The sequence below is a fragment of the Paenibacillus sp. FSL H8-0122 genome, assembly GCF_038005345.1.
Lineage (GTDB): Bacteria > Bacillota > Bacilli > Paenibacillales > Paenibacillaceae > Paenibacillus_AQ.
This window is the reverse complement of sequence record NZ_JBBOTB010000001.1, coordinates 4,346,699-4,371,247: the sequence shown is the minus strand read 5'-3', so window position 1 is coordinate 4,371,247 and position 24,549 is coordinate 4,346,699. Positions and strand designations below refer to the sequence as shown.

The 24,549-nt window shown below is 46.7% G+C and carries 25 protein-coding genes; 24 read left to right on the top strand and 1 reads right to left on the bottom strand.

Annotated features, from left to right (window positions below):
- Positions 1 to 15 precede the first annotated feature (15 nt).
- From NSS64_RS18955 to NSS64_RS18895, 13 genes are all read left to right on the top strand, one after another.
- On the top strand, positions 16 to 567 hold the full coding sequence (locus tag NSS64_RS18955; RefSeq protein ID WP_341141137.1) for a hypothetical protein: 552 nt from the start codon (positions 16 to 18) through the stop codon (positions 565 to 567).
- On the top strand, positions 554 to 1,534 hold the full coding sequence (locus tag NSS64_RS18950; RefSeq protein WP_341141136.1) for a hypothetical protein: 981 nt from the start codon (positions 554 to 556) through the stop codon (positions 1,532 to 1,534). The genes NSS64_RS18955 and NSS64_RS18950 overlap by 14 nt, the downstream gene beginning before the upstream one ends.
- 34 nt (positions 1,535 to 1,568) lie before the next feature.
- Positions 1,569 to 2,795 carry an S-layer homology domain-containing protein gene (locus tag NSS64_RS18945; protein WP_341141135.1) on the top strand — a complete coding sequence of 409 codons (1,227 nt, stop codon included), beginning with the start codon at positions 1,569 to 1,571 and terminating at the stop codon, positions 2,793 to 2,795.
- A 16-nt stretch (positions 2,796 to 2,811) separates the two neighbouring features.
- A complete protein-coding gene (locus NSS64_RS18940; protein WP_341141134.1) occupies positions 2,812 to 6,189 on the top strand; it encodes a DUF5704 domain-containing protein in 3,378 nt (1,125 codons plus the stop codon).
- A 194-nt stretch (positions 6,190 to 6,383) separates the two neighbouring features.
- Positions 6,384 to 6,683, top strand: a complete 300-nt coding sequence (locus tag NSS64_RS18935) for a WXG100 family type VII secretion target (protein WP_076079049.1) — start codon at positions 6,384 to 6,386, stop codon at positions 6,681 to 6,683.
- Positions 6,684 to 6,792: 109 nt separating this feature from the next.
- The gene (locus NSS64_RS18930; RefSeq protein ID WP_341141133.1) at positions 6,793 to 8,631 is read left to right on the top strand and encodes a deaminase domain-containing protein; all 1,839 of its coding nucleotides are present in this window, start codon (positions 6,793 to 6,795) and stop codon (positions 8,629 to 8,631) included.
- 16 nt (positions 8,632 to 8,647) lie between these two features.
- Entirely contained in the window at positions 8,648 to 8,980 is a 333-nt protein-coding gene (locus NSS64_RS18925) for a hypothetical protein (RefSeq protein WP_340992029.1), read from the top strand.
- A gap of 168 nt (positions 8,981 to 9,148) precedes the next feature.
- On the top strand, positions 9,149 to 9,562 hold the full coding sequence (locus NSS64_RS18920) for a hypothetical protein (RefSeq protein WP_340992030.1): 414 nt from the start codon (positions 9,149 to 9,151) through the stop codon (positions 9,560 to 9,562).
- Between the two features lie 186 nt (positions 9,563 to 9,748).
- On the top strand, positions 9,749 to 10,204 hold the full coding sequence (locus tag NSS64_RS18915) for a hypothetical protein (protein WP_341141132.1): 456 nt from the start codon (positions 9,749 to 9,751) through the stop codon (positions 10,202 to 10,204).
- 1 nt (position 10,205) lies between these two features.
- Positions 10,206 to 10,577: a hypothetical protein gene (locus NSS64_RS18910; RefSeq protein ID WP_341141131.1), complete on the top strand. Its 372-nt coding sequence runs from the start codon at positions 10,206 to 10,208 to the stop codon at positions 10,575 to 10,577.
- Positions 10,558 to 10,926 (top strand): Imm3 family immunity protein, encoded by a 369-nt coding sequence (locus tag NSS64_RS18905; protein WP_341141130.1) that lies wholly within the window; start codon positions 10,558 to 10,560, stop codon positions 10,924 to 10,926. Before NSS64_RS18910 ends, NSS64_RS18905 begins: the two co-directional genes overlap by 20 nt.
- Before the next feature lie 36 nt (positions 10,927 to 10,962).
- Entirely contained in the window at positions 10,963 to 11,811 is an 849-nt protein-coding gene (locus tag NSS64_RS18900) for an Imm3 family immunity protein (protein WP_341141129.1), read from the top strand.
- A gap of 103 nt (positions 11,812 to 11,914) precedes the next feature.
- Positions 11,915 to 12,520, top strand: a complete 606-nt coding sequence (locus NSS64_RS18895; RefSeq protein ID WP_340992032.1) for a DUF1349 domain-containing protein — start codon at positions 11,915 to 11,917, stop codon at positions 12,518 to 12,520.
- A gap of 40 nt (positions 12,521 to 12,560) precedes the next feature.
- Here the strand turns inward: NSS64_RS18895 and NSS64_RS18890 are convergent, their stop codons facing one another.
- Positions 12,561 to 13,106, bottom strand: coding sequence for a hypothetical protein (locus tag NSS64_RS18890; protein ID WP_341141128.1), 546 nt, complete (start codon positions 13,104 to 13,106; stop codon positions 12,561 to 12,563).
- Between the two features lie 123 nt (positions 13,107 to 13,229).
- Between NSS64_RS18890 and NSS64_RS18885 the strand changes: the two genes are divergently transcribed.
- From NSS64_RS18885 to NSS64_RS18835, 11 genes are all read left to right on the top strand, one after another.
- Positions 13,230 to 13,829 carry a TetR/AcrR family transcriptional regulator gene (locus tag NSS64_RS18885; protein ID WP_340942332.1) on the top strand — a complete coding sequence of 200 codons (600 nt, stop codon included), beginning with the start codon at positions 13,230 to 13,232 and terminating at the stop codon, positions 13,827 to 13,829.
- Between the two features lie 107 nt (positions 13,830 to 13,936).
- Positions 13,937 to 14,875: an aldo/keto reductase family protein gene (locus NSS64_RS18880; protein ID WP_341141127.1), complete on the top strand. Its 939-nt coding sequence runs from the start codon at positions 13,937 to 13,939 to the stop codon at positions 14,873 to 14,875.
- 18 nt (positions 14,876 to 14,893) lie between these two features.
- Positions 14,894 to 15,916 (top strand): SDR family oxidoreductase, encoded by a 1,023-nt coding sequence (locus NSS64_RS18875; protein WP_341141126.1) that lies wholly within the window; start codon positions 14,894 to 14,896, stop codon positions 15,914 to 15,916.
- A 187-nt stretch (positions 15,917 to 16,103) separates the two neighbouring features.
- On the top strand, positions 16,104 to 16,844 hold the full coding sequence (locus tag NSS64_RS18870) for a MerR family transcriptional regulator (RefSeq protein ID WP_341141125.1): 741 nt from the start codon (positions 16,104 to 16,106) through the stop codon (positions 16,842 to 16,844).
- 3 nt (positions 16,845 to 16,847) lie between these two features.
- Complete coding sequence (locus NSS64_RS18865) at positions 16,848 to 17,456, top strand: CPBP family intramembrane glutamic endopeptidase (RefSeq protein WP_341141124.1); 609 nt, start codon at positions 16,848 to 16,850, stop codon at positions 17,454 to 17,456.
- A 96-nt stretch (positions 17,457 to 17,552) separates the two neighbouring features.
- On the top strand, positions 17,553 to 18,212 hold the full coding sequence (locus NSS64_RS18860) for a class I SAM-dependent methyltransferase (protein WP_340942326.1): 660 nt from the start codon (positions 17,553 to 17,555) through the stop codon (positions 18,210 to 18,212).
- Positions 18,213 to 18,292: 80 nt separating this feature from the next.
- Entirely contained in the window at positions 18,293 to 18,757 is a 465-nt protein-coding gene (locus tag NSS64_RS18855) for a YfbM family protein (protein ID WP_341141123.1), read from the top strand.
- A gap of 69 nt (positions 18,758 to 18,826) precedes the next feature.
- A complete protein-coding gene (locus NSS64_RS18850) occupies positions 18,827 to 19,831 on the top strand; it encodes a CapA family protein (protein WP_445667843.1) in 1,005 nt (334 codons plus the stop codon).
- A 275-nt stretch (positions 19,832 to 20,106) separates the two neighbouring features.
- A complete protein-coding gene (locus NSS64_RS18845; RefSeq protein ID WP_341141121.1) occupies positions 20,107 to 21,828 on the top strand; it encodes a sensor histidine kinase in 1,722 nt (573 codons plus the stop codon).
- Between the two features lie 37 nt (positions 21,829 to 21,865).
- On the top strand, positions 21,866 to 23,425 hold the full coding sequence (locus NSS64_RS18840) for a response regulator (RefSeq protein ID WP_340942316.1): 1,560 nt from the start codon (positions 21,866 to 21,868) through the stop codon (positions 23,423 to 23,425).
- 192 nt (positions 23,426 to 23,617) lie between these two features.
- The gene (locus NSS64_RS18835; RefSeq protein WP_340942315.1) at positions 23,618 to 24,544 is read left to right on the top strand and encodes an ABC transporter permease; all 927 of its coding nucleotides are present in this window, start codon (positions 23,618 to 23,620) and stop codon (positions 24,542 to 24,544) included.
- The last annotated feature ends 5 nt before the right edge of the window (positions 24,545 to 24,549 follow it).

Below are 24,549 nucleotides of genomic sequence, written 5' to 3'. Positions count from 1 at the left end.
GAAAGGAGAGCCTGTATGGCAGATGCACTTAAAGGTGTAATTATCGTAATTCTACTGGCTTTCGTGTTCGGGGTGTATCCGGCATTCCGCCAATCCGAAGTCGTCGAGAGGAATACTAAGCTTGCAGCCAATGCAGCGGTGGTGGAATTCGTCGATACGGTTCGCAGCAAAGGGTATGTGGACGTAGGCGATTATGAGCTGTTCCTTCATTCGTTGGATGCCTCCTACGGTGTATTTGACGTCAAGCTGGAATATTACAAAAAGAACCTGCAGCCCTTATACGGTAATCCGGACGATTACTCCACATTCCAGAACAGCTTCAGTGTACGGTTCGATGGCTATTTCAACAAAGATATACTGAATGTCTTGTATCCGGCTTCAAGCGATTCCATTCCAGCGGATAATCCCCAGAGAAGATTCACTATGCATGTGGGCGACTTATTCAATGTCCGGCTGGAATCCGCAGGAACAACGCTGGCCTCACGGATGCGCTCTCTGCTGTTTCATAGTGAACTGATTCCGGTCAATCTGAAGTACGGGGGGATGGTACGTAGTGAAGCCCCTTAGTGTGGTGCTTATTTTTCTGATTCTGATCATTCCGCTGGTACTTATGAATGACACGCGGGCGGAGCTTCAGTTATCCAATCAGGAGATGTACAAACGCTACTCGGATGACTTTCAGTCTGCGGTGGATGATGCGGGCGGTTATCTGGCACGGCTGGAGAAGCAGCCAACCACCACAGCGGTGCATTACGGGAGGGAACGGCAGCTGCAGATGGATCAGGATGTGCTGAGTGTATTTTACAGCAATCTGGCAATGAAGTTTGGACTGGAGAACAATCAGAGCGCAATCAATAATCTAAAAATACATATACCTGCACTGGTGCTGTTCGGTTATAACGGATATACCTTAGTGACTCTGGACGACACAGCCAGCTACAGCGGAGATAAAGAGCTTACACCCGTCTGTTGGCCTGAGCGGCCCTATTACTATATGCTCCGGAACGGTAATTTGCTCTATTTTACTTTGGATGATCACGCACGGGTGTATGATACCGGGTCTAATGAATTCTATGAGGGGGAGTATGCAGCACTGACTGCGGAGACCAATCTTGACCCGCTTACTTCGATCGATAAATTTCGTGAGGTGAGGCAGAGTACGATCACTTCACTGGTGGAAAAGGATTTGGCCACAGCCATTAACAGGCATCTGGAATTGGTGAGACGGATGGGATTATCCGTGCAGTTCACCCTCCCGCGCGGCTTACACGAGCAGTCCATACAGGACACCGGTATTATGGCATTTATCCAGGGATATCCGCTTCCGGGCGGAGAGCTGCTGGATGCTTACTCTTTGGGCAGCGGGGCGGTCATGCAGCGGAAGGGTCTGGTCGGAACCCGGAATAATGCAGGCAGGCATATCGCTTACGGAGAGAGCTGCGTACCAGCCGGAGCTACTGTGATAGAAAGCCTATTCGACCCTGAGGAGGCTGTGCGGAAGGGGTATTTTATAGAGGATTGTTCGGTTAGGTGAGTCTAATATTTTTTGAAACGAGAGGGTGTTATCTATGAATAATAATCTAGTGAAAAGCATCAAAAAAATAATGCTGGTTCTCGTACTGCTGGCTACAGGCCTAGCTTCATTCCCAGCCTCCGGAGTAAGGGCGGATTCTGTTCCATTTAGTGATATTCCGGCTAATCATTGGGCGAAAGGCGGAATTGACTCAGCAGTAAAAAAAGGCATTGTAGTTGGATATCCCAGCGGACTATTTATGCCGAACGCGAATGTAAGCCGTGCAGAATTTATTAAGATGATCGTGACTGCCACTGGTCAAAATGTGGAGACGACGGAAGGTAAATGGTATGAAGGCTACGTTAATGCTGCGGAACAGGCCAAGCTGTACGTTACCAGTGATTTTGCTAATTCGGAGCTGGAATGGAATGCGAAAATAACTCGCAAGGAGATGGCACGTATTGCTGCCCGTGCGACTGGATTAGAGACAAAAGAAGATGACAAGTGGATGTATCTGGCTACGAAGACGGGCTTAATCTCTGGACTGGGCTCAGGCAAGCTTGGAGAAAAGGAAAATACAACTAGAGCCCAAGCAGTAGTTACTGTGGAGCGCGTATTGACTGTTAAAGGCGGAGGTAAGCTGCCTATAGATAAGTACGCCGTGGGAAGCGCAGAATTGGTCTGGCACAAAACGAATATTTTTACGGTCATGCCGGAGATTATGACGACTGGTGATCCTGTGAAGGATTTAAGTGCAGCCGATCTTTGGAAAGAAGATAAGATGAAAATCACTTCTAAGGATGGTCTTTATAGCGCCGAACTAGATGAACTGCTTGTCATAGACTTAGCTGATAAAAATGATCCGAATTTAGCTCAAATTCCTGATGTAGCTACTTTAAAATGGAAAAATACTACTGATAATACACCGGATGGGATAAAAATTGCTGGGGAATATTTGAATAGTTACTTGCTCTATTCTAAAGGCCATGTAAACTTCAATAATGATACTAAACGTTATTCACCAATGGGTGATTTTACAGCCGAATTCTCAGGTCTTGATAATTATTATGAGCGAGTGGCTTTTGTCAATGGACATTTAAATGCTCAAGCACTTGTATTTCAAAAAATACCTTTCGATTTACCAATGACTATTTTACCTAAAAGTGGGTGGAAGAATACTTCAGGCATATATATTCGTGTGGCCGTTCCGTCTTATTCTGCCTTCTATTCCTTACGAAATGAAATCTTAAAAATAGCAGGCCCTAATCGTACTCAGTATTAAGAGAGGTGGAGAAGCATTGATATTAAAACGATCAAAAATCATAACAATGATAAATATAATATTGTTTATCCACGTTATTTTTTTGATCTTGTTCCTACAATTCAAACCGGTACAAATGAATGCTGCGGGTACGGGCGAAGTTTTGTTTCAAACAAAGGATCTGCAGTATCAGGCGAATAATGAAAATCTGAAACGTGCCTATCAATCCGTGTTCCATAATAATAAAGAACTAAAAACAGTTCCATTCACGCTTAATGTAGGAGCAGGCAAAATAATCACAAAGATTATACTAAAAAAAGATAATCAGGTCTTACAAACTGTTAATGTTAATGCTCAATCTTATAATCAAACTCTAACATTGAACGGAGAACCCGTTGCAGTAAAATCTGAAGGAAATATAGCCAATGGGAGTTGGTTTGCTTGGAGTAGAAGTATTGCTGGAACATCCTGGGTTCCAGGTTTAGGCGGGTCTTGGCATTATGACACACCAGAGAATAGTACTAAAGGTGAGGAAGAAATTGGGGGTATCGTAAGAGATAAATGGCCCGGAAAACGGATTGTCATGGATAATGTCCCCTTTCAGAGAAATAAAGCCTTCAATAGTGTTGGTGCAGTAGATTACGGAAGTTTTGCTACCTCATTAATAGATAATGATGCGGATAGGCTTAAAGCAGCTAATCCTATGAGTATAGGAAATAATGTTAAAATATATAATTTAAGTAAGGTGAAGGGGCCTGATATAGAGGGGTTTACTGATATTAGTACTGTGATCAAAGGTTACAAAGTGACAGATTTAGAGCATGGGCTCGTAACCTATTCGCAAGATTTTGGCCATGAGGGATACAGAGTTAATATTGCCAGCAATGGCTCCTCGGCCATGATGTATTATTTCGCGAATTATGAATTTGATATCAAATCCTTTACTTACCGTTACCCTAATATCTTTGAAGTATATGTGAAGGAGGGACCTGCAACATCGCCTACCCCTACACCGGGGCCAACCCCTGGTAACTCGTCAGTAAATTGCACTGAACCTGTTCCAGCCTCAGTCATTCCGGGTGAGTATCTAGAACCTGGAGTGACTGCCGAGATCCGGGCGGATCAGCGCGGGAATGAGCAGTTTGATGTTCTGCAGGGTATTCCAAGCTCAGAAAGTTTGTATGGGCACACTTCTACCCGAGATTATCTGTATAAGAATAACTTTGTTCAGATGAAAGGAACATGTACTTATGAAATTAAAATCAAAAAAACATATACCTTAAAATGGGACCCGACTAAACCTGCTCCTTCCGGGACAGGGACTGTACCTGCTCCAACAAGTGAACCGAAGGAAGTTGAATACTCCTACAGCATCAATCGTCCGTACTCGTATTGGACAATTGATACTCTGGAAGTCTACTCTCTGGCCAAAGCGGTATTAATGAATGATGCATTTTCCGGCGGGAAAATCATTTTGGAGCCTAATGGCTATACTGCTCCGGTTTTTTCAACGGAAACTACAGGCAAGTATTTTCCTCCAGAGGTCCCCGCGGCTATTTCTTTACCAGGCTCTACTGTGGATGGGGGGACTACCCGGCCGCAACCAAATGATGAAAAAGAAACATTCCGGTCAAAAGCCGAGGAAGCTGCAAAGAAAATCAAAGTGAAAAATGACAGTCTTATCTTCACCGGTCAAACAATAATGAATGGAAACGAAGCTGTTGAAGAGGGGACTCCGCCTACGACGATCCCGAACCCTCTGCCTATTGGGGACAATGTGTTATTTAGTCCAGGACACATCATTGAGCCCACTCATTTGAATGCTCCGTATCTTAGCAGTTCGGGGGAAGTAACCTACACTCCAATGAACGGGAATATTAAGGGCGGGACTGAGGATAAGGTATATTCCATTAGTGGCATTAACTCCGTGACAGTCCATACCCCAGTCGTCAATTACTCACAGCTTCCTGATGATAACCGGCCGTTCGACCAGCGGATGGTGCCGGACATGACACGGACGGTGCTGATTCTGGACCGGCCCTTCACTGTATATTTTACGGAGAGCGGTCAGCATCTGGGGATTCCGGGGTATGGAAACCGGGACTACAGTAAATATACGAAGGACAAACGCATTCAATTTCCGTTCGGGGTTTTTCAGGGCAGTCAATACTATCCGGACAATACCTGGATATCCATCCCGGTGGGCACTCCCGCTATGACTTTTACCCTGCCGACCTGGGTGAATGAAGGGGACTATACGGTGCGTACTCAGTCCTGGGCGATTAATGCCCCGTCAGACGGTGAGTATCTGTGTCAACAGAACCTGAATGGAGATCTTGTCAATTACTGTGCAGCGGAAAGCTTCAATGTGGGTGTGGTGGGCCGGCTGTTTGATTTTAGAATCTGGGATATTGGAGATTTCCGGTTTGAAAAGGTATTTCGCACCGGAACAGGCACTCTTGCGCATAGTACTGCAATGTACTACACCGGCGGCAATGATGAGAATGGAATTCCCACAGCTTTGAGCGGACAGCCACAATGGCAGCTGCCGATCCGCAAGGGTTCTCATCCCACGGAGCAATTAACGGTACCGCATAACGGGTATTCCTTGCTGTTTGATTTTCGGACCATCGGGAATCTGTGGCAGCCGGGCGAGGGGATAAGGATTGAACCCAGCTTCTACTTCATCCCCAAGAACGGAGGTGCTGCGGCCCCTGTAGATCTGTACTATGACATTTCCGGGTCTCAGAATAAGATGATTGGGGTGGGCTCTGCTAAGGACAAGCTTAGCTATAGCCGTACTTACCGCCTGGCAGATGGCTTACGAAATATTGCGGATGGTGAGCTATCCACTTCAGCCAGCTACGAGTATAACTATATACTCACTCAGGAGGAGCGGGAGAAGAGGCCGTGGATCAAATTCTACCCGCAATATCTGAAGCGCAAAACTAACATTGGAGCAGGCTATAATCTCGAAGTGTTGTCCTTCAAATCCCGTACCCTGGTGGGTCCAACGGACATCCCGGCAGTCGTAGATCCAATCACGGCTGTCCGTAGTGTTCAGCATTGGTATGGCGAGTATAACCTGCCCATTGCCCCATATATCCTTCCGAAAGGAACGAATCTGCTCAATCTTGCGAATCAATATGGGGGTTCACTGGACGGACATGAGCCAGAATTCATTACCGGCGGCTATATTCTTGTGAAGTTTGAAATCTACACCCTCAAGAACGGAGATGCAGATACGCGGATTCTGGGCTACAAGGCGCCGATTGCGAATATGTGGGCAATAGAGGGACAGATGACAGGCGCAACAGATGAACAGGGACAGTCCTTTTACTTTTCATCCGGGGATATTATGCTCTTCGAATCGGATTTCTCGGTGCGGAATGACTACCTGGGGCAGGGTAGATAAGTGATTCAATTAATTTCCTCAGTAGTTAAAAATAATATTTAAAGGGATTATATATAAGTTATTTGAGTCCATTGACCGATAATAATAGAAGAGCAAACTGATGCTATATTAATGAATTTGGAATTTCTCATAGACTTACAGGACTTTCCGAATTCATTTTTATATAAAACATTTATTCAAAGGAGCGGTTAATGATGGCAAGCCCTAAAGTAACATTGGACTATGAAGGATTGAAGAAGCAGGCAAGCGTTATCCTGAAGCAAAAGGCGGATTTCGACACCTTAATTAAAAACGTAAAAACTACCACGCAGAATCTTAATCAGGTATGGGATGACGCTGCTGCCAAGAATTTCACAGAAAAGGTTAATGCTATGGACAAAACGTTCAAGCAATTCTCCGAGGCACTGAAGGGTTTGGGAGATCACATGAACAATGTATCCGATAAGTACAAAGAGCTGTCGCAGGCAGTTATTAAGGCACAATCCGGCTTCTAAAAGGTTTCGTTACTACCCATACTCCATGAGCTTTACTACATAAGAAGGCAATTAGCTATGCAGAACGCTGCATAGCTAATTTTATGAGCTGCAATTGGGGAGGAAGCATATGGCTTCAGCAAAGCTTATATTTGATACAGAGCAAGTACGGCGGCTTCAGACGAAAATAGGACAGGTGAGCCAAGATACGAACCGGCTGTATCTGCAGATGAAAGGCCAGGCGGGAAGTTGGAGCGGTATTCCGGTGGGTGACCAACTAATGAAAGCTCAGATGCTGATGAACGAATTAACCGCAGAGGCAGAGAAGCTGGAGGATATCATCCGAACTGCCCTTAAAGGAGTCGAAGGACTCCAGGCGGAGAATGCACGAAATGCGGACCTGTGGGCTCAGCAATTCAGTGCATTCGCAGGGATGCTCGGGAATTATGGGACACAAGAGGTTGTCGGACAGACTCCAATCCCGCCTTTTGCACAAAAGGTAGTTACAAATCTTATTCATTCGTTTGCCTTCCTGCCGGGACGGGATGAGCTGGATAGCGATCCTGCGGTGAAGCAGCTCGGGCTGACCATCCAAACCTCAGGGCCGGGAAGCCTCGGAGCTATTGCTGCTGAGAGTAAGCTACAGGATATCTTTACAGCGTGGGATCAGATTGCGAAGGCACAAATGGCTTATAAAGTATACGAGAGCTTTGGAAACAAGAGTCAGATGAATGCGGTGCATCTGAAGGCAGATGAAGCGCGCCAGACACTGGCTTCGCTGGGGATAGAAGAAGTGCATTATACAGCGGGTAAAGACCTGAGTATGTACTTCAAGCAACCGGCGCTTCAGGCATGTGACTATGATCCATCCATCTTAACAAGGAATGTGCCGTTGCCGAAGAATGAATCCTATCTGCTGCTGCTGCGGATGGCTATGGAGCCTGGAGATAAAGGCGGGTGGGCGAAAGGGCAACTGCAGACTATTCATGCAGGAGGTATCAACCTTCTGATTATGAATCCAAGCGTGGAGGCGTGGCGGGACATCGTGAACAAGGCTTCGGTAAGGCAAGAGGTCCCAGCAGAACAGGGCAGGCCAGATTTGGCGGATTGGGAGAGCCAGCCGGCCAAAAAGGATTTTATCGATAAATACCTGGTGGATCCGCTCATTGAACTATTCACGGGAGAGAAGCCGCAGCCCAAGACGCAACTGGAGCAAGTGCTCTCCGCCCAATTCTATGGTATGCAAATCGAGCAGCAATTCGTACTCAGTGATCTCTCCAGCGAGTTCGAGTCTACCTTGCGCGGAGCAGCCAGTGCAGACCGGATCAGTGAAGTCTTCGGAACGGGAACCGTTAATGTGAAGACCGGAACGCCAAAGAACAGACAAATAGAGCCTGAGGCTGGAATAACTGGAAACTCTTTTGGTAAGATAAAAGCGTTGGATGAGTTAGAAGTTAAAAACCCCGCGAAATCTTTGCTGGATGATTTCGATCCTGGGTTTAAAGGGGTTGGGGATTTTGCTTACGTTCAAAAAGTTGAACTGTTCCAAGTGAGAACACAGGCAATTCGAAATACATTGTCAAATAAATATAAGAATTACGGTAATGTTGCGGTGGCGGATGTGAATATAACCGGGCTTAAAACAGAGTTTAAAGCACATAGTAGGATTCATCAGGATAATCATGATGGATTTTCTTCAGTAACAGGGGAAGGCCAATTTCCTGCAAAATCAGTGAACCAAAAAGGAGAAGTAGACGGGGAAGGAGCTTTTCCAAGGAATAATGATACAGAGCGAAAAATTTTAGAAGATATAGCACATCAATTAGGGAATAACAAGCAAGCTAAAGGTCAAATTGATTTATACACAGAATTACCAGCTTGTAGAAGTTGTTCCGATATTATTATAAAATTCAGACAAGAGTACCCTAATATTAAATTGAATGTTTACTCTGGTGAATTTATAAATTAGATGGGGAGCGGGATCGATGTTAAGTAATTATAAAGAACTTGAACAGTTTATTACAGAAGATTTTGAAGAATTTTTGGAGGAAGGTTTATCATTATCGCAAGTAACAGAAAAATTGCTTGTTGAATATCATCGTGGAATCGTAAGGAGTAACGTTGAAAAACTAGTTGTTTATTTGACAGTTGCTCTTCTTTCTCTTGAAAAAAATTATCTTAGAGAAGATATACAAAGTGAATTAAATAGTATTATTGATATTTCCTCCACAACATTAAAGCAAGAATTAGCAACTGAGGATGCTAAGAAGGTTTTGCAGGATATCGAAAAATATAAACAGAGATCGATGAATGGGTAGAGGAAGGGAAACACATGAAAGATTGGAGTTACAAAGAACTCAGAGAATACATTTGGAAATTTATGTAATCAAAGTTGGTGATAATCTTACAAGCGGTTACCCAACAGGCAAGATAAAAGCATCACGCCCATCAGGTTTTTAATTTATAAATTAATTGGAGACATCAAAATGTACAAAGAACTAGATAACCTTTTATGTGCTGATACAACAGTAGATTCTTGGTACGATGATGGCTGTGTCATTACAAGCGAGATACTCTCGGATTTTGATCCAAGGGATTGGGATGAATTGTCTAATCAAGTGCTTAGTAAACCAATAGATTGGCAGAGGAAATTAGCATACTGTTTGGATAATGAATGCAATGTATATGAACTTAATATTCTACTGTCATTGCTCGCTATAAATGATGAGGAATTATTCGAGATATGCATTGATACACTGCGGAGTTATACAGATCAAGACGGTAAAAAAATGATATTGGATAACCAGGAGATATTTAAACGGGTGAACGATCTATTACTCACTGCTAACCTACCAGTAAAAAAAATCCTTCAAGATTTTCTTGCAAAAATTCATTTGTGATTTTATGATAATCTGCCTATTTTTGTTGTCTTTGCAATAATCGCCTCCCAGCAAGATCACAAGCTATTTAAATTCTATGTGAAGAATTATTAATCAAATACAATCCCAATGAGTTATCAGGATTGGTCAAGAGGAGGTTCAATAGTTATCCGCTTTAAAATTTGTAAATGAGCGAGGTGACGTTAGGTGGGGGAACTACTCAATTATGCTGTAAACCGTATATCCTTAATCGACTTTGATAAGGCAGGGAATAAATTTTGTGAATCGCATCACGTATTAATTAGTGAATATTTTAGAAGGATTAATGTAGTGCTAGATACATTATCTATTAGTACTGATAACTACCCATTAATTCGTATTGCTAGCGTTCTTCAAAAAAGCATTCATATCGATATAATGAAAGCTTGTCCAATTCTCGAAGACATTAATAATTTGTACATAAAAACAATATGTTATTACCATTTGGAAATATGTTCATTAGTAGATGAGGGTGTTGATGAAGCGAACGAATATAGGGATTTGTACGAGCCGATGTTAAAATTGCTAGAACGAGGAGGGAGTTTTTATATTCGACAAGGTGAAATGCTGGTTGGTACATCGTCATATCCTCTAAAGTATTGGCGTGAGTTAGAGGTGAACTAAAGTGAAGTCTTTAATCTTATCAAAAGAAATAAGAGAAGGTAAATTAAACGATAAAGAAATTATTAAGTGTTTAGATATTCAACATAATCAGGTTTTAGTCAGTGCAATAAGTCAGATTATCAGCAGAAAGCGGTGCAATGAAGAGATTATATCTAAGCTTACTTGTATCAGCAAATTCAGAGACCCAAATGTAAATAAACTTTTTGGAATTGACACTATAGGACATTATAGTATAGCGGCACTTTTTGCTTTGGATACTCTGGAATCAAAAAGAAAATATGAGGAATTGATGGCTGATCTTGATGACTGGGATAAGGAAATTGTGAAAAGAATTGTAGAAGGAGTAGCACTTTATGGACAATTGGGAATATGAAGAGTTATTTGAAGCAGTGAATAGAAATTACAAAAATTATCTTGAACAAAGTTTAAGTGATCAACTTGCCCTTGCAAGAACATCCTATGATTTTGAGACAGTTCGAAAAGAAGGGATATTAGAGGATATTATAGTTTCTACAGCGATGGGTGAGATGATTTTGTCGCACCAAAAAGTTTTTATCGGCTATTTAAATTCTATTGAGGAATTATTAATCAAATATAATCCCAATGAGTTATCAGGACTTATATCGATTGAAGATCTTACTGATTTGACTACAAGAATTAATAATGTGTTAATTTCACTTAAAGAATTGCAAGTTGATTATAATTCAAAGATTGAGAGTTAAAGATATGCTTGAGAGTAAGACTTTGAGGTGGAAAATTTGAAAACCAATCTTGAACAAGCCAAAGAAAGAATTTTGGGAATTTACTGGAAAATTGTGTCAGTAGATAAACCGTCACATGTGATCCTGGTAACGGAATTTATCAGAAGAGGTAATATGTTTTTGGATTTTAACTCCAAAGATAATAATAGACGTGCTGTATTTAATGCTTCCGAAATCATTGATTTTAGGATGCCTGATAGCATAAAAGAGGAAAATAGTAGATTGTTAAGTGTTCAGTTAGACTGGACTACAGAATATCTTTGCGATTTTTACCTTGAATGGGCATATGCGATGGACAAAGAAGTACTTATCGCTCATCAATTTCATGATCTTTATGACCCAATTATTAAGTTGTTTGAGAGAGGGGGAAGAATTAGTTATCATCATAATGAGTTAATATGTGGAAATCATGCATGGGGGCGTAGCTCTGGAGCAATAACGCGGGATATTCCTCCACAAGACATAAGTGATGAAGCTTTAGACAGAATTGACGATGATAACGGTGAACATATGAAAGAATGGAATTATACAGAACTTAGTGAATACATACGTGAAGTTTTTAATAATTCAATAAGTGATGGACTAAATACTCTCCAAGCAGGAGGGAGATGCTTGTATGAGTTATCCAATGTTATAGAGGAGGGAGAAGTTGAGAAAATTATATTTTATGTTTGCCTAGCAGATTTACAAATTGATAAAGGTGTAGTCTCACAACGAATCCTCGATGAAGTGAATAATATTATTAAGGATTTTAATATTGATAAATTCGCCAATGAGTTAGAGACGGAAGATATTGAGGATTTGAGCAGACTTGCTCATAAAGTGAAGGGTAAGCTATGTATTTAATTGATGCAAAAAAACGAATAAATAGTATAAACTAGGATTTAGCTTAGGATAGAAATATAATAGAAATATATTTTGAATTTCCCAAAAACAGGAGGACTACCAAATGACCAAGACTGATTTCGCAACGTATCAATGGATGAATGAGGGGAACATCCGGTTTGAGGATGACAGTATTATATTACAAGCCACTGCTAACAGTGATTTTTTCTGTAACAACGGGGCGGTTGCTGAAGAAGGGCTGACGCCTGAGAGTCTGACCAATGCGCCGTTCTTCTATACTGAAGTATCCGGGGATTTCGTGCTGCGGGTGAAGGTGAGTCATGACTTCCGGGACACGTACGATTCTTCTTCCATTATGGTGATGCAGGATCTGTCGGTCTGGGCGAAGGCCTGCTTCGAGCTGACAGATTTCGATACCCATGCGGTGGTCAGCGTAGTTACGAACCAGACCTCGGATGATGCGAATGGCTGTAACATTGACGGCAATGAGGTATGGCTGCAGGCCGCCAGGTCCGGGAATGCCTTTGCTTTTCATTATTCGATTGACGGCGTACGGTTTGACATGATGCGGTTCTTTACTCTTCCGGTGGGAGACACAGTCAAGGTTGGGTTATTGGCGCAGGCCCCTACTGGCGATGGCGGGGATAGAATCTACAAGCATTTCTCACTGGAACAGCGGACGGTGAAAAATATAAGAGCCGGCGTATAAGCCGGCTTTCTTCCGTTGAACCAGCCGCTCCGGCCGGAGCTTAGCTCGAACCTTTGGCCTGTCTGGGCCAGATGAAATAGGTAACAGTGATGATCAGGTCAATACCGACCACCACGGACCATACGGTCAGGATACTTAACAGCGCCTCCGTGCGGGCGGCATCGTCGATCCACAATATCAATCCATACAGAATACCAGCAGCGAGCACAAAAGAGAGCAAGTGCTTCACCCAGCTCTTGAAATAATGCCTGGCATGGTCCATGCCGTAACGCTTGGCCGGCTTCGCCCCTTGCTTGGTAACATAGTAGCGGAAGCGTTCGTCGGCCCAGGCGATCATGCTTTTACCGAATACAAGAGACACAGAAATATACACAGCCGCAAGCGCATGTGCTGTCGTAGCGGTAGCGCCCCGTGCCAAATCCACGCCGGAGATCATTAACAGCAGGATATCGAGGACCGGAGTCATCGCCAGAAAAATCAGTCCCAGCGTAGGGCGCTTGAAGATATAACGTGCTGTAAAGCCTGCAAGAATGACCACCCAGAACAAGACCTCACAGGTAACAATTGCCCATGCAACCAGATTCATATCGCACCCCTTGTTATAGTTGATAGTAAGTATAGTCTAGTCGAAGTATAACAGCGGATTTTAAATAATACAACCGTATTATTTAAATTGTGCTTATCATTTCCGGTATGCTACAATATGGTCATGCCAAAAATTGTAGATCATTCCGAACGAAAATCGAATATTGCCGAAGCCACCTGGCGGGTCATTATCCGGCAGGGAATCAAAGGGGCTACGGTGCGTAATATTGCTGCCGAGGCGGGGGTTTCCTTGGGGGCGCTGCGCCATTATTTCTCTACCCAGCAGGAATTGCTGGAGTTTGCTATGAATCTGGTGAAGGAGCGCGTAACAGCGAGGATTGTGGACATAATGCAGTCGGAGCTTCCTCCACGGGAGCAGATTTTGAAGGTGCTGCTGGAGCTGCTCCCTACAGATGACAGCAGCATGGCTGAGATGGAGGTATGGTTCGCTTTTACCTTCCACCTCAAGACTGCCGGGGAGAAGCCTGCAGAGCTTAATGATGCGATCTATCCGCTGATTGTGCAAATTATTGACTACCTGGATCAGCATGAACTCTTCAAGCAGGGGCTGGATAAGGACGATGAAGCCGAACGGCTGTATGCTCTGGTTGACGGCCTGGCCCTTCATGCCATGCTTGAGCCTGACAGGATGAATAAACAACGTGTGACCCGGGTGCTGAATGTTCACCTGGACTCTATCAGCACAAGTGGAGTGGAACGGTAGATCCGTCCGCTCCGCTTTCTATTTCTACCAAATTGTTCTAGAATGAATAGGTGCATATAGCAACCGGTTGGCGGGACCCGCCGGATTCGGAGAGGAGCAAGGGATTAATGAAATACCGCAGATTAGGTGGAACCGGACTTAAGGTCAGTGAGATCAGCCTGGGAAGCTGGTTGACCTACGGAGGTTATGTGGAGCAGGACAATGCCGTTAAGGCCATTGAAACCGCTTACTCCCTGGGCATTAATTTTTTTGATACCGCGAATGTCTATGAGAAAGGGGCGGCGGAAAAGGTGCTGGGAGCTACCCTAAGCAGCTATCCGCGCGAATCCTACGTGCTGGCGACCAAGGTGTTCGGGGTAATGGGTGACGGTCCCAATGACCGCGGCCTGTCCCGGAAGCATATTACCGAGCAATGCCATGCCAGCCTGAAGCGGCTGGGTGCTGAATATGTAGATTTGCTCTACTGTCACCGGTATGATCCGGAGACCCCGATCGAAGAGACACTGCGGGCGCTGGATGATCTGGTCCGTCAGGGCAAGGTGCTCTATGTGGGAGTCAGTGAATGGACGGCGGCGCAGATGACCGAAGCTCTTGCGGTTGCCGACCGGTATCTGCTGGATCATATCGTGGTCAATCAGCCGGTCTATAATATGTTTGAACGTTATATCGAGAAGGAGATTATCCCGCTTGGGCAGCGCAAGGGAATCGGACAAGTCGTATTCTCCCCTCTTGCTCAAGGTCTGCTGACCGGCAAATACAGCTCGGTCTCCGAGATTCCGGCAGACAGCCGGGCTGCCCGGCTCGACTGGATGCGCAAAGGAATTACGGAGGAGAAGCTTACGAAGGTTCAGGAGCTGGGCAAGATTGCGGCTGAACTGGATATCTCTGTAGGCAATCTGGCGCTGGCCTGGATTCTGCGCCAGCCTAATGTATCCAGTGCCCTGGTCGGTGCGAGCCGCCCTGAGCAGGTGGAGGAGAATGTTAAGGCTTCCGGCATTGAGCTGAATGAGGATATACTGGCACGAATTGATGAAATTATCGGTTAAGAGAGAGGGAGGATACAGATGAAGGTTCTATTTATCGGAGGAACGGGGCTTATCAGTCAGGCGGTTTCCCGGCTGGCAGTGGAACGGGGAATAGAACTGTATCTGTTCAACCGTGGAGAGCGCAGCAGCTTCGTGCCGCAGGGCGCACAGGTGATACACGGTGATATCCGTGACAAGGAGCAGGCAGCGGAGGCGTTGAAGGGGTATGATTTCGATGTTGTAGTCGACTGGATTGCCTTTACGCCGGAGCATGTGCAGACGGATATTGACCTGTTTACAGGCAAGACGCGGCAATATATCTATATCAGCTCGGCTTCCGCGTATCAGAAGCCGCAGCGTAACTATCTGATTACCGAAGAGACTCCGCTGGTGAACCCCTACTGGCAGTATTCCCGGGACAAGATTGCTTCCGAGGAACTGCTTCTGGAAGCGTACCAGAGCAGCGGCTTCCCGGTGACGATTGTCCGTCCCTCCCATACTTACGGAGATACAGCCATTCCGGCGGCGCTGACCAGCTGGAGCCATCCATGGTCCCTGGTAGAACGCATCCGCAAGGGCCAGCCGCTCGTCATTCATGGCGATGGCACCTCGCTTTGGACATTGACGCATAATACGGATTTTGCCAAAGGCTTCGTTGGTTTGCTGGGGCTCCAGGAGGCGATTGGAGAAGCGGTTCATATTACCTCGGATGAGGTGCTGAACTGGAATCAGATCTATGCGGCCATCGGGGAGGCCGCAGGCCGTGAGCCGAAGGTTGTACACATGTCTACGGATTTCATCGCTGCGAATACTCCGGCGGGAACCGCAGACGGGCTGATCGGGGATCAGGCAGTCAGCAGTGTGTTCGACAACAGCAAGATCAAGCGTCTGGTGCCTGACTTCCAGGCTACCCTGACGTTTGCGGAAGGGGTGAAGCGGTCGGTGGCCTGGTTCGAAGCCCGGCCGGAACGCTGCACCTCAGACCATGACTGGTCCAAGATGCTGGACGGATTGATTGCTAAGCACGGAGTTGATGCGAAGCTGCTCAGCTATTATGTATAAGTAGACATTATAGATACAAGTCCTATAGATTACGCTGAGCAGGTGCTGTCCGTTAACGGATAGCGCCTGTTTCGTTTGCGGATCAATCAACCCTGAATCTTGGGGGTTGAGTAGGACGTTACGTCACAGTTTATAATAAAAAACACGGTGCTTATAAATCTGGAGCAGTAATACCTGGGGGGATTATATGGAGCTTACGGTGGGCAAATTCGCCAGCGCAGTCAACACGACGATAAGGACACTAAGATATTATGAGAAAATCGGGCTTCTTGTTCCTGGAAAGAAAAACGACGCTAATCAGAAAATTTATGCCAGAGATGACCTCAAGAAATTCTATAACATACAGTTGCTCAAGAGTATGGGCTGGCCGCTAATCGAAATCAAACAAATGCTTGAAGAGACCACATATTCTTTTGGAGAAATGGTTGAAATGCAGGAGGCTGTGCTTCTGGATAAGCGAAATACAATAAACGAATCCTTGAAAATGATAGCCCGAATTAAGAAAGTAATGAATGAAACGGGCGATTTGAGCAATGAAGATCTGATGTTGCTCATGAATACGATCCGGTTAGAAGAAGATCAAAGAATGATTTTACAACAATACTTCTCTGCAACCACGGTAGATAGAATCATGCCCCAAAACAAACGGCAACAGCTGGCATTCGATCGATTAAACAAGAGGTTATTGTCTTTTTTTCAGGCTTCCATTCACAGCGGACTGCGTCCTGATAGTCAAGAGGTACAACGAGAGCTAGAGGAACTGTTTGCCCTTATTCCGGTATCTAGGAACGAGCTATTTCATTTAGACCGGCCCTTGGACAAACCATCGGAGATTTTGAAGGCTTTGTTGCCTGATGATATGGCTGAATTTTTCGGTGAAGCGATTCAGGTCTTTTATAACAACCAGTTTGAAGGAAGGGGGGAATAGAAATTGGGTGAATTCAATGCCCGGCAGCATAATCAATGGTTGGTCCAAATGGTGTTAGGGTTAGTGCCATTTCTGGTTTTAGGCGCAACACTCATTGCAATTTTCCGGTGGGGTGAAATAACTCCCTATATAAAATCCTTATTTGTTCCAAGCGGGATGTCTTTTCTTGAAGTTACCTTGCTGGGTCTGATCGTCGGTACAATTGTAGTGCTTATCTCTGTGGGGCTTATCATAAAAACCAAAACGGTGCTTCCTCAGTCGGAAAGTACGGAGCTTATACGTAATATCATGAGAACTCCAAGCGGCATTGCCGTCAGTTCACTGGGGGGAGGAATGGTTGAAGAGTTTTTCTTCAGAGGAGTATTAATCGGATTGTTTATCGGTTATAGTCCTATCCTTGATGGAATTGTGATCTGTATAAGTACTTTTTTATTTTGGGTTATTCATGTCCCGCAGTATAAAGGAGTGTATTTGGCTTACGGATTAGTATTTATCAATGGCCTAGTATTTGCTGTATTGTTCTATTTTACGGATTCATTGATTTCTTCCATCCTCGCCCATGCTATTTATAATCTGGGTATAGGGATCTACTTTACGCAGCTTACCAAATAATCTGTATGTCAGGCTGCTGCGAGGTTATAGCATGAAACCGGGATTCGTGAATATACTCTGACTACCGAAATCCCCACGAGTAAAGGAGTCCTGGCCATGCCGACACATCCTTACGTCTCCCGTTTTTTTGTGAATACCGATGCACGCCGTGACAAGCTGGTTTATGATTTGCCGGAAGCCTGGTGGAGCCGTCCGTATGAATACGAATGGTGTACCCATTTCATCTCACCGCATGATGTGGTACTGGACGCAGCCTGCGGAATTTCACACCCGCTCAAATTCTATCTTGCCGAGCATAGCGCTGAGGTCTATGCCTGTGATAAGGATGCCCGGATTCTGTCGCATGAAGCGATGATGCAGAATATCGCCGAGGATATCGGAGCAGCTGCAGCCCGTCAGGTGGAGGCCGGACCTGTGAACAGGCTACACTTGGCCCAGGCTGATCTGACCTCACTGCCTTATGAGGATGAGAGCTTTGATACGGTTTTTTGTATCTCGGTGCTGGAGCATCTGTCTGTGCAGGAAGCGGTCCTGGCCGTCCGTGAGTTTCATAGAACGCTTAACGGAGAAGGACTGCTGGTGCTGACCTTTGATCATCCGACGGTCAACCTGCCGCGGATGAATGAGATTCTGCTCCAGGCTGGATTTCAGTATTGGGGCGAGACGGATTTCAATCTTCCGGCAGATGCCGTGCGTACAGACCAGTGGGGCGGCCTGAGCTGCTTCCGGGCAGTGCTGAAGAAGGCGCAAATCTAGCAAAATTCATCCATCATTTGGTTGTTTCCTTCCCTTGTAGTAGAATAGCTTCAAGGCAGAAGAAAGAAGGAGACAATCTCATGGGGATGATCGGCAATTACCTGGCTGTACATGCTGAATTGCTTCAGTCGATCCGGACGGAAGAAGTGAGCCTGCACGAAATCGGGCCCAAGCTGGATATCGATAAGTCCTGGCAAGCCCTGCATTATATACTGAATGGCGGACAGGAAGGCAATTCTTCGCCCCTGGGCGCTGCTGTCCCTCTGACCAGTCATTATATCGGTCACTATTCGGATGCCGAGGTGTTCGCCCTGGAACCGGATGAGGTGAAGCTGACTGCAGAGGCTCTGGAGGGAATAGAAGAAGCCTGGCTAAGGGAACACTACCCTTTCCGGCAGATGATGGAGGAAGGAGTCTACCCCCTTATGGAGGAGGATGAGGAGGAAGAATTCTTCGATTATATCTATACGTATTTCAAGGCCATCCGGGAGTTCTACCAGCAGGCAAGCGCGAGTGCATCCTGCGTTGTGTTCTATATTTCCTAGTCACAGTCATTATTATATTACATTAGAAAAAGGAGCTAGAGAACTTTGCGCAGATATGCTGTTATATTCATGATTCTGCTTCTGTTGGTCCCTGCCGCGGGGATCAGCGCCAAGGGGGCTGCCCCGCAGGAGGAGATCCGCCTTACGTTTGCCGGGGATATTCTGCTGGACGGCTTTGTCGGCGACCAGATTGCCAAGTATGGCGTGGATTTCCCGTTCGCCAAGGTAGCACCTGTGCTGCAGAAGGCCGATCTTGCTTTTGCCAATCTGGAGACTCCAGTCTCGGTGCGCGGGACTGCAGCCAGCAAGACGTTCGCCTTCCGTTCCAAGCCGGCAGCACTTGCTGGGTTAAGTAGAGCAGGGATCGACGGTGTTACCGTAGCTAATAACCATATTCTGGATTATGGACGGACCGCGATGCTGGACACGCTGATTCATCTGGATAAGAACAATATTGGACACACCGGTGCGGGTGCCAATATCGCTGAAGCCTTCAAACCGTATGTCAAGACCGTCAAGGGCAAGCGGATCGCCGTTCTGGGTACAAGCCGTGTGCTGTCTGACCCTTCCTGGTATGCAGGCAAGAACAGCCCGGGAGCAGCCTCAGCCTATACGGCGGAGCCGCTGCTCAGTGCGATTAAGAAGTCTGCCAAGGATAATGATTATACGGTTGTATATATTCACTGGAATCAGGAATTCAAGGATTACCCGGAAGCGTATGCCCGGAAGCTGGCCAAGCAGATGATCGACAGCGGGGCGGATATCATCCTTGGCGCGCATAGTCATTGTCTGATGGGTATTGAATATTACAAGCATAAGCCGATCTATTATTCACTGGGCAACTTTGTATTCAACCGTTCTACACGGGGCGGAGACAAGACCCTGCATTCCATGCTGGTTAATTTCACCATTAACCCGTCAGGGGTGACCAGCAGCATTACTCCGGTCAAAATCATTGGCGGCCAGCCGAATTTCATGGGGGATGCCTACAATAAAGAGACCATCAAGAAGCTGAACCAGCTCTCCTTCAATGCGAAGATTGCAGTGAACGGGGCAGTCAGTGAGAAGCTGTGAAATAAGCCGGCGTAACAGTTCTTATCAATGAATCTGTATGATCGATCTCTTACAGCCCGGGGAGCCGCTTCCTAATCCTCCCCGGGCTGTTTTTCGTTTTTCCGGTATTCTTCATTTTGTGCTATTCATTCTTAGCATTGTGCTAACAGCGCGGAGTGAATCTGCTCTACAATATGAATATTAGTTCTGCCAAGGGGGATGACGCAGAAGTGGTGCTGCGGTCCGTTTCGGAATAGAATAGCTATAACGAATTCCATGCAGAGGATGTCCAGTGAATGATGCCCAAGCTTAAGAAGTACATGCCTTTCACCTATAAAATGATGATTCCTTATCTGCTGCTGGTTCTCCTCACGGATGTGTTCATCGGCTATATCTCCTATTCCATGCTGACGGATTCCAGGACAGAGATGGCCGAGTCCAACATCCGCACAGGCATGGAGCAGTCGAGGAACAATATCCGCTATCAGATGGATGAAATACAGCGGATGTCGGACAACCTGTTCGGCAGCCAGCCGTTCCAGCGTGCGCTTGAGCTGAAGGGGACACCGTTTGAGATCTATCTGACGATGCTTGACGAGATTATACCCCAGATTACCGCGCCGCTGCAGTTGTTCGGGAACAAGATCCGCTTCATGCTCTACACCCCGAACCCAGATCTGAACATTGTGTCCGGGGATAATCTGGATGAGCCGATCATTACCAGCGATTACTATATACTGCCACTGGATGATATTGCCGGCAGTGAATGGTACCGGTCGCTCAAGGATTCCAAGCGTGATAATCTGTGGCTGCAGATTGATACGGACCAGAAGCTGGGCAACCTCTCACATGTGCGCAGACTCGTCAACTTCAGTGATTACAAGTCGCTGATCGGTTATGTGCGGATTACGGTATCGCTGGAGGACCTGTTCGGCGGCTTCGACACCTTCCCGCTGGAGGAAGGAATTACGCTGCGGCTGGTGGAGGAGACCACCGGGGACGTTCTGTTCCAGCGGGGGCCTGCCAATAAGAGCAGCGGAGAGGAGAATTTCCTAAGGCTGCAGGAACAGATTCCGGGCAGTAACTTCATGATTGAAGCAATGGTTCCGCATAAATATCTAACCCAGGATGCCGGACGCCTGCGCCGTGTGATTATCGCGGTCTGCAGTCTGAGCTTCCTGGTGATGACCTTGATTGGTTATGTGGTGGCACGGATATCGGGACGCAAAATGAGCCGGATCGTAGGCCTGGTGCGCTCCTTCCAGGACGGGAACTTCCAAAAGCGCATCCGCTTCTCCGGCAATGATGAATTCGTGCAGATCGCAGATTCCTTCAATGATATGGCCTCCAACATTCAGGGGCTGATCAACAGCGTGTATGTGCAGGGAATCCAGAAGAAGCAGGCGGAGCTGGAAGCCCTGCAGGCACAGATCAATCCGCATTTTCTATATAATACGCTCTCTACGATCAGCAGCCTTGCCAATCTGGGCGAGATCGGCAAGGTCACGGAGATGGTCCAGGGGCTGTCCCGGTTCTACCGGCTGACGCTCAATCAGGGCAATGTCTATATTGAACTGGAGAAGGAGCTGGACCAGGTGGCTACTTACTTGGAGATCCAGCGGGTCAAATATGCGGATGCCTTCACGCTGCACGTGGATGTGGACGAGGAGATTTTGCACATGCAGGTGATTAAGCTGCTGCTTCAGCCTTTTGTCGAGAATATATTCAAGCACGCCTGGTTCGGTGAGACCATCGCCATCCGGCTGACCGGCAAGCGGGTAGGGGACAATATTGAGCTCAAGGTAATCGATAACGGGATTGGCATGCGTCCTGAAGTGGTTAAGCGTATGATGCAGGGGCCGAGCCAGTCAGGCGGTTACGGTGTGAAAAATGTGGATGAGCGGATCAAGCTCAGATACGGCGATGCTTACGGGGTGAGCATTGCCAGCTTCTATGGAGGCGGGACAACCGTGCGGCTGCTGCTTCCCGCCGGACTTCAGGGACATGAAGAGCTGTAAGACAGACGCTGTATAAGTACAGGAGGACAAGATTGCGATGAGTATCAATGTATTGCTGGTTGACGATGAAGCGATTGATCTGGAATGGCTGCGGCGCAGAGTGCTGGCCAGCCCGCTGGATCTTGCAGTGGTAGGAACGGCGAACAGCGGCTTCAATGCGCTTAAGATCATGGAACAGGAGCGGGTGGATATCATCCTGTCCGATATACGGATGCCCATTATGACGGGGACGGAATTCGCGCGCCGGGCGAAGGTAATCCATCCAAAGGTCAAAATTGTCTTCATCAGCGGCCATGAGGATTTCAGCTATGCCAAGGAAGCGATTGAGATCAATGCCTCAGGTTATTTATTGAAGCCTGTGGAAGACAAGGATCTCTACGACATGCTGGAATCTCTGTCTGCTGCTCTGGAGCAGGAACGGGAGAAGAACCGCTCCTTCACAGAGGCACTGTCTCTGGTGAACAAGGAGCTGATTCTGCGCTGGTTCGAGGATGCATCACCTGAGCCGGCGGAGCAGCATCTGCGCAGTGCCCTGAATCCGCTGCTCATGAAGGGGGCGGCTGCAGCAATTATTGAGATCGATGATCTGGAATGGAAAATGCGAGACCTGTCTGAGGAGGATGCGCGTGTCAAGACGCGGCAGATGGCCGGACTGATTAGAGCATTCGTAGAGAGCACCCAGCTGGGAACACTGATCCCCGTCCATCATCACCGGTTCGTCATTCTGTGCAGCCTTCCGCAGGACAGCTTCCTCAGTCTGCTGGACGAGCTGATTAAGCAGATGGCCGGGAGCTCACCCTGCACCTTAACCATCGGGGTCGGGCGTTACGCCCAGGATGAGGCGGGGCTGCATGAATCCTATCAGCAGGCAACGGCTGCACTCAGTGCGAAGTGGCTGCTGGGCAAGAACCGGCTGATCCGCGATAATCTGGAGTCCTCCCCGCGCGGGACGCCGGGGGCAAGGATTGAACAGACCGTTGTGCAGCTGCTGGAGGCTATCATCCAGTACGATCTGGTGGCGATTGACGATCATCTGCTGGAGCTGTTCACGAATGCCGGCAAGAAGGATGTCTATGAGCTGATTATCCGGATCACCTCCAAGCTGCATGCGGACCTGCAGCAGCAGAATGAGAATCTGTATGAGCTGCTCCAGTGGGAGTCCCATCAGCCGGACATCCTGTTCCAGTTCGAGACAATTCACGATATCCTGTCGTGGATGAGGCGGAGATTCTTCGAGCTGTCGGAGCTGCTGTATGTGAAGCGGCAGCGGCAGAAGCGCAAGCTGATCGACGAGATTATGAATTATGTGGAGGAGAATCTGGAGAAGAAGATCACGCTGAAGGAGGTAGCCGCCCACTTCGACTTCACCCCGAATTATCTGGGCTTCCTGTTCAAGGAAGAGTATGGGGTTCCCTTCAGCGAGTATGTTAACGAACGCAAGACAGGCAGAGTGTTCGAGCTGCTCGGTGATCCAACGCTTAAGATCTATGAGATAGCCGAACGGATGGGCTATAAGAATATTATCTATTTCAACCGGCAGTTCAAGCAGATCACCGGCATGACGCCGGGGGAATACCGCAAGAAGCAGAAAATCTAAGTTGATGATTACCAAACGTTGCCAGTCCTGATTTCCAAATCAGAGGCAACGTTTTTTGTTTTTTTGGAAAGTATATATTTAAACGGATCGTTGAAAAAGTATTACTTTTAGTTGATAGCCCTAATCCACACCGGAAGGACGCTTATTTATAATAAGGCTATAGAGAAATGGGAATGGGAAAGGGGATTCAAGATGAAACAGAAACAACACGGATTCTGGGATGACGTCAAGAAATACAGATCCTTGCTTCTTATGCTGACACCGGCAGTATTGTTCTTTCTGCTATTTGCTTATCTGCCCATGTCGGGCATAGTGCTGGCATTCAAGCAATTTGATTATACGGGCGGGGTATTCGGCAGTCCGTGGAACGGGCTGGATAACTTCAAATTCTTCATAGATTCCGGTGACGCCTGGCGCGTAACCCGAAATACAGCGCTATATAATATCGCATTCATCGTTGTGAACAACGTGCTTCAGATCTTCGCAGCGATCCTGCTGTTCGAGGTAGCGGGCAAATGGTTCCGCAAGCTGACCCAAACGGTATTGTTCCTGCCTTATTTCATCTCCTGGGTTGTTGTGGGCGCGATTGCGTACAATCTGTTCAACTTCGATGTAGGTACGGTCAATGTGCTGCTGAAGGGACTGGGGATGCAGCCAATCGATATTTATAATACGGCAGCCTACTGGCCGTTCATTCTGGTCGTCGTATCTGCGTGGAAGACACTGGGTTACGGAACGATCATGTATCTGGCCGCGATTACCAGCATTGACACCGAGATGTATGAAGCCGCTGAAATTGACGGCGCGAATATATTCCAGCGTATTATGAAAATTACGGTTCCGAACCTGATGCCGACCGTCATCATTCTGGTGCTGCTGGCGATCGGTAATATCTTCCGCGGAGACTTCGGGATGTTCTACAATATGGTCGGCAACAACGGCCTGCTGTTCTCATCCACAGACGTAATCGACACCTTCGTCTTCCGCTCGCTGACCACATCCAATGAAATCGGAATGTCTGCGGCAGCCGGCTTCTACCAATCTCTGCTCGGCTTCGCAACTATCATGCTGGCCAACTATGCAGTACGCCGATACGACAAGGATCGCGCTCTATTCTAGGACAA

Excerpts from the sequence above, each read along its gene's own strand:
- NSS64_RS18845 (WP_341141121.1), top strand. The coding sequence starts at position 20,107 with ATGATGCCCAAGCTTAAGAAGTACATGCCTTTCACCTATAAAATGATG.
- NSS64_RS18860 (WP_340942326.1), top strand. The coding sequence starts at position 17,553 with ATGCCGACACATCCTTACGTCTCCCGTTTTTTTGTGAATACCGATGCA.
- NSS64_RS18935 (WP_076079049.1), top strand. The coding sequence starts at position 6,384 with ATGGCAAGCCCTAAAGTAACATTGGACTATGAAGGATTGAAGAAGCAG.
- NSS64_RS18840 (WP_340942316.1), top strand. The coding sequence starts at position 21,866 with ATGAGTATCAATGTATTGCTGGTTGACGATGAAGCGATTGATCTGGAA.
- NSS64_RS18895 (WP_340992032.1), top strand. The coding sequence starts at position 11,915 with ATGACCAAGACTGATTTCGCAACGTATCAATGGATGAATGAGGGGAAC.
- NSS64_RS18955 (WP_341141137.1), top strand. The coding sequence starts at position 16 with ATGGCAGATGCACTTAAAGGTGTAATTATCGTAATTCTACTGGCTTTC.
- NSS64_RS18905 (WP_341141130.1), top strand. The coding sequence starts at position 10,558 with ATGGACAATTGGGAATATGAAGAGTTATTTGAAGCAGTGAATAGAAAT.
- NSS64_RS18885 (WP_340942332.1), top strand. The coding sequence starts at position 13,230 with ATGCCAAAAATTGTAGATCATTCCGAACGAAAATCGAATATTGCCGAA.
- NSS64_RS18945 (WP_341141135.1), top strand. The coding sequence starts at position 1,569 with ATGAATAATAATCTAGTGAAAAGCATCAAAAAAATAATGCTGGTTCTC.
- NSS64_RS18850 (WP_445667843.1), top strand. The coding sequence starts at position 18,827 with ATGATTCTGCTTCTGTTGGTCCCTGCCGCGGGGATCAGCGCCAAGGGG.
- NSS64_RS18855 (WP_341141123.1), top strand. The coding sequence starts at position 18,293 with ATGGGGATGATCGGCAATTACCTGGCTGTACATGCTGAATTGCTTCAG.
- NSS64_RS18890 (WP_341141128.1), bottom strand. The coding sequence starts at position 13,106 with ATGAATCTGGTTGCATGGGCAATTGTTACCTGTGAGGTCTTGTTCTGG.
- NSS64_RS18920 (WP_340992030.1), top strand. The coding sequence starts at position 9,149 with ATGTACAAAGAACTAGATAACCTTTTATGTGCTGATACAACAGTAGAT.
- NSS64_RS18925 (WP_340992029.1), top strand. The coding sequence starts at position 8,648 with ATGTTAAGTAATTATAAAGAACTTGAACAGTTTATTACAGAAGATTTT.
- NSS64_RS18880 (WP_341141127.1), top strand. The coding sequence starts at position 13,937 with ATGAAATACCGCAGATTAGGTGGAACCGGACTTAAGGTCAGTGAGATC.
- NSS64_RS18870 (WP_341141125.1), top strand. The coding sequence starts at position 16,104 with ATGGAGCTTACGGTGGGCAAATTCGCCAGCGCAGTCAACACGACGATA.
- NSS64_RS18835 (WP_340942315.1), top strand. The coding sequence starts at position 23,618 with ATGAAACAGAAACAACACGGATTCTGGGATGACGTCAAGAAATACAGA.
- NSS64_RS18875 (WP_341141126.1), top strand. The coding sequence starts at position 14,894 with ATGAAGGTTCTATTTATCGGAGGAACGGGGCTTATCAGTCAGGCGGTT.
- NSS64_RS18930 (WP_341141133.1), top strand. The coding sequence starts at position 6,793 with ATGGCTTCAGCAAAGCTTATATTTGATACAGAGCAAGTACGGCGGCTT.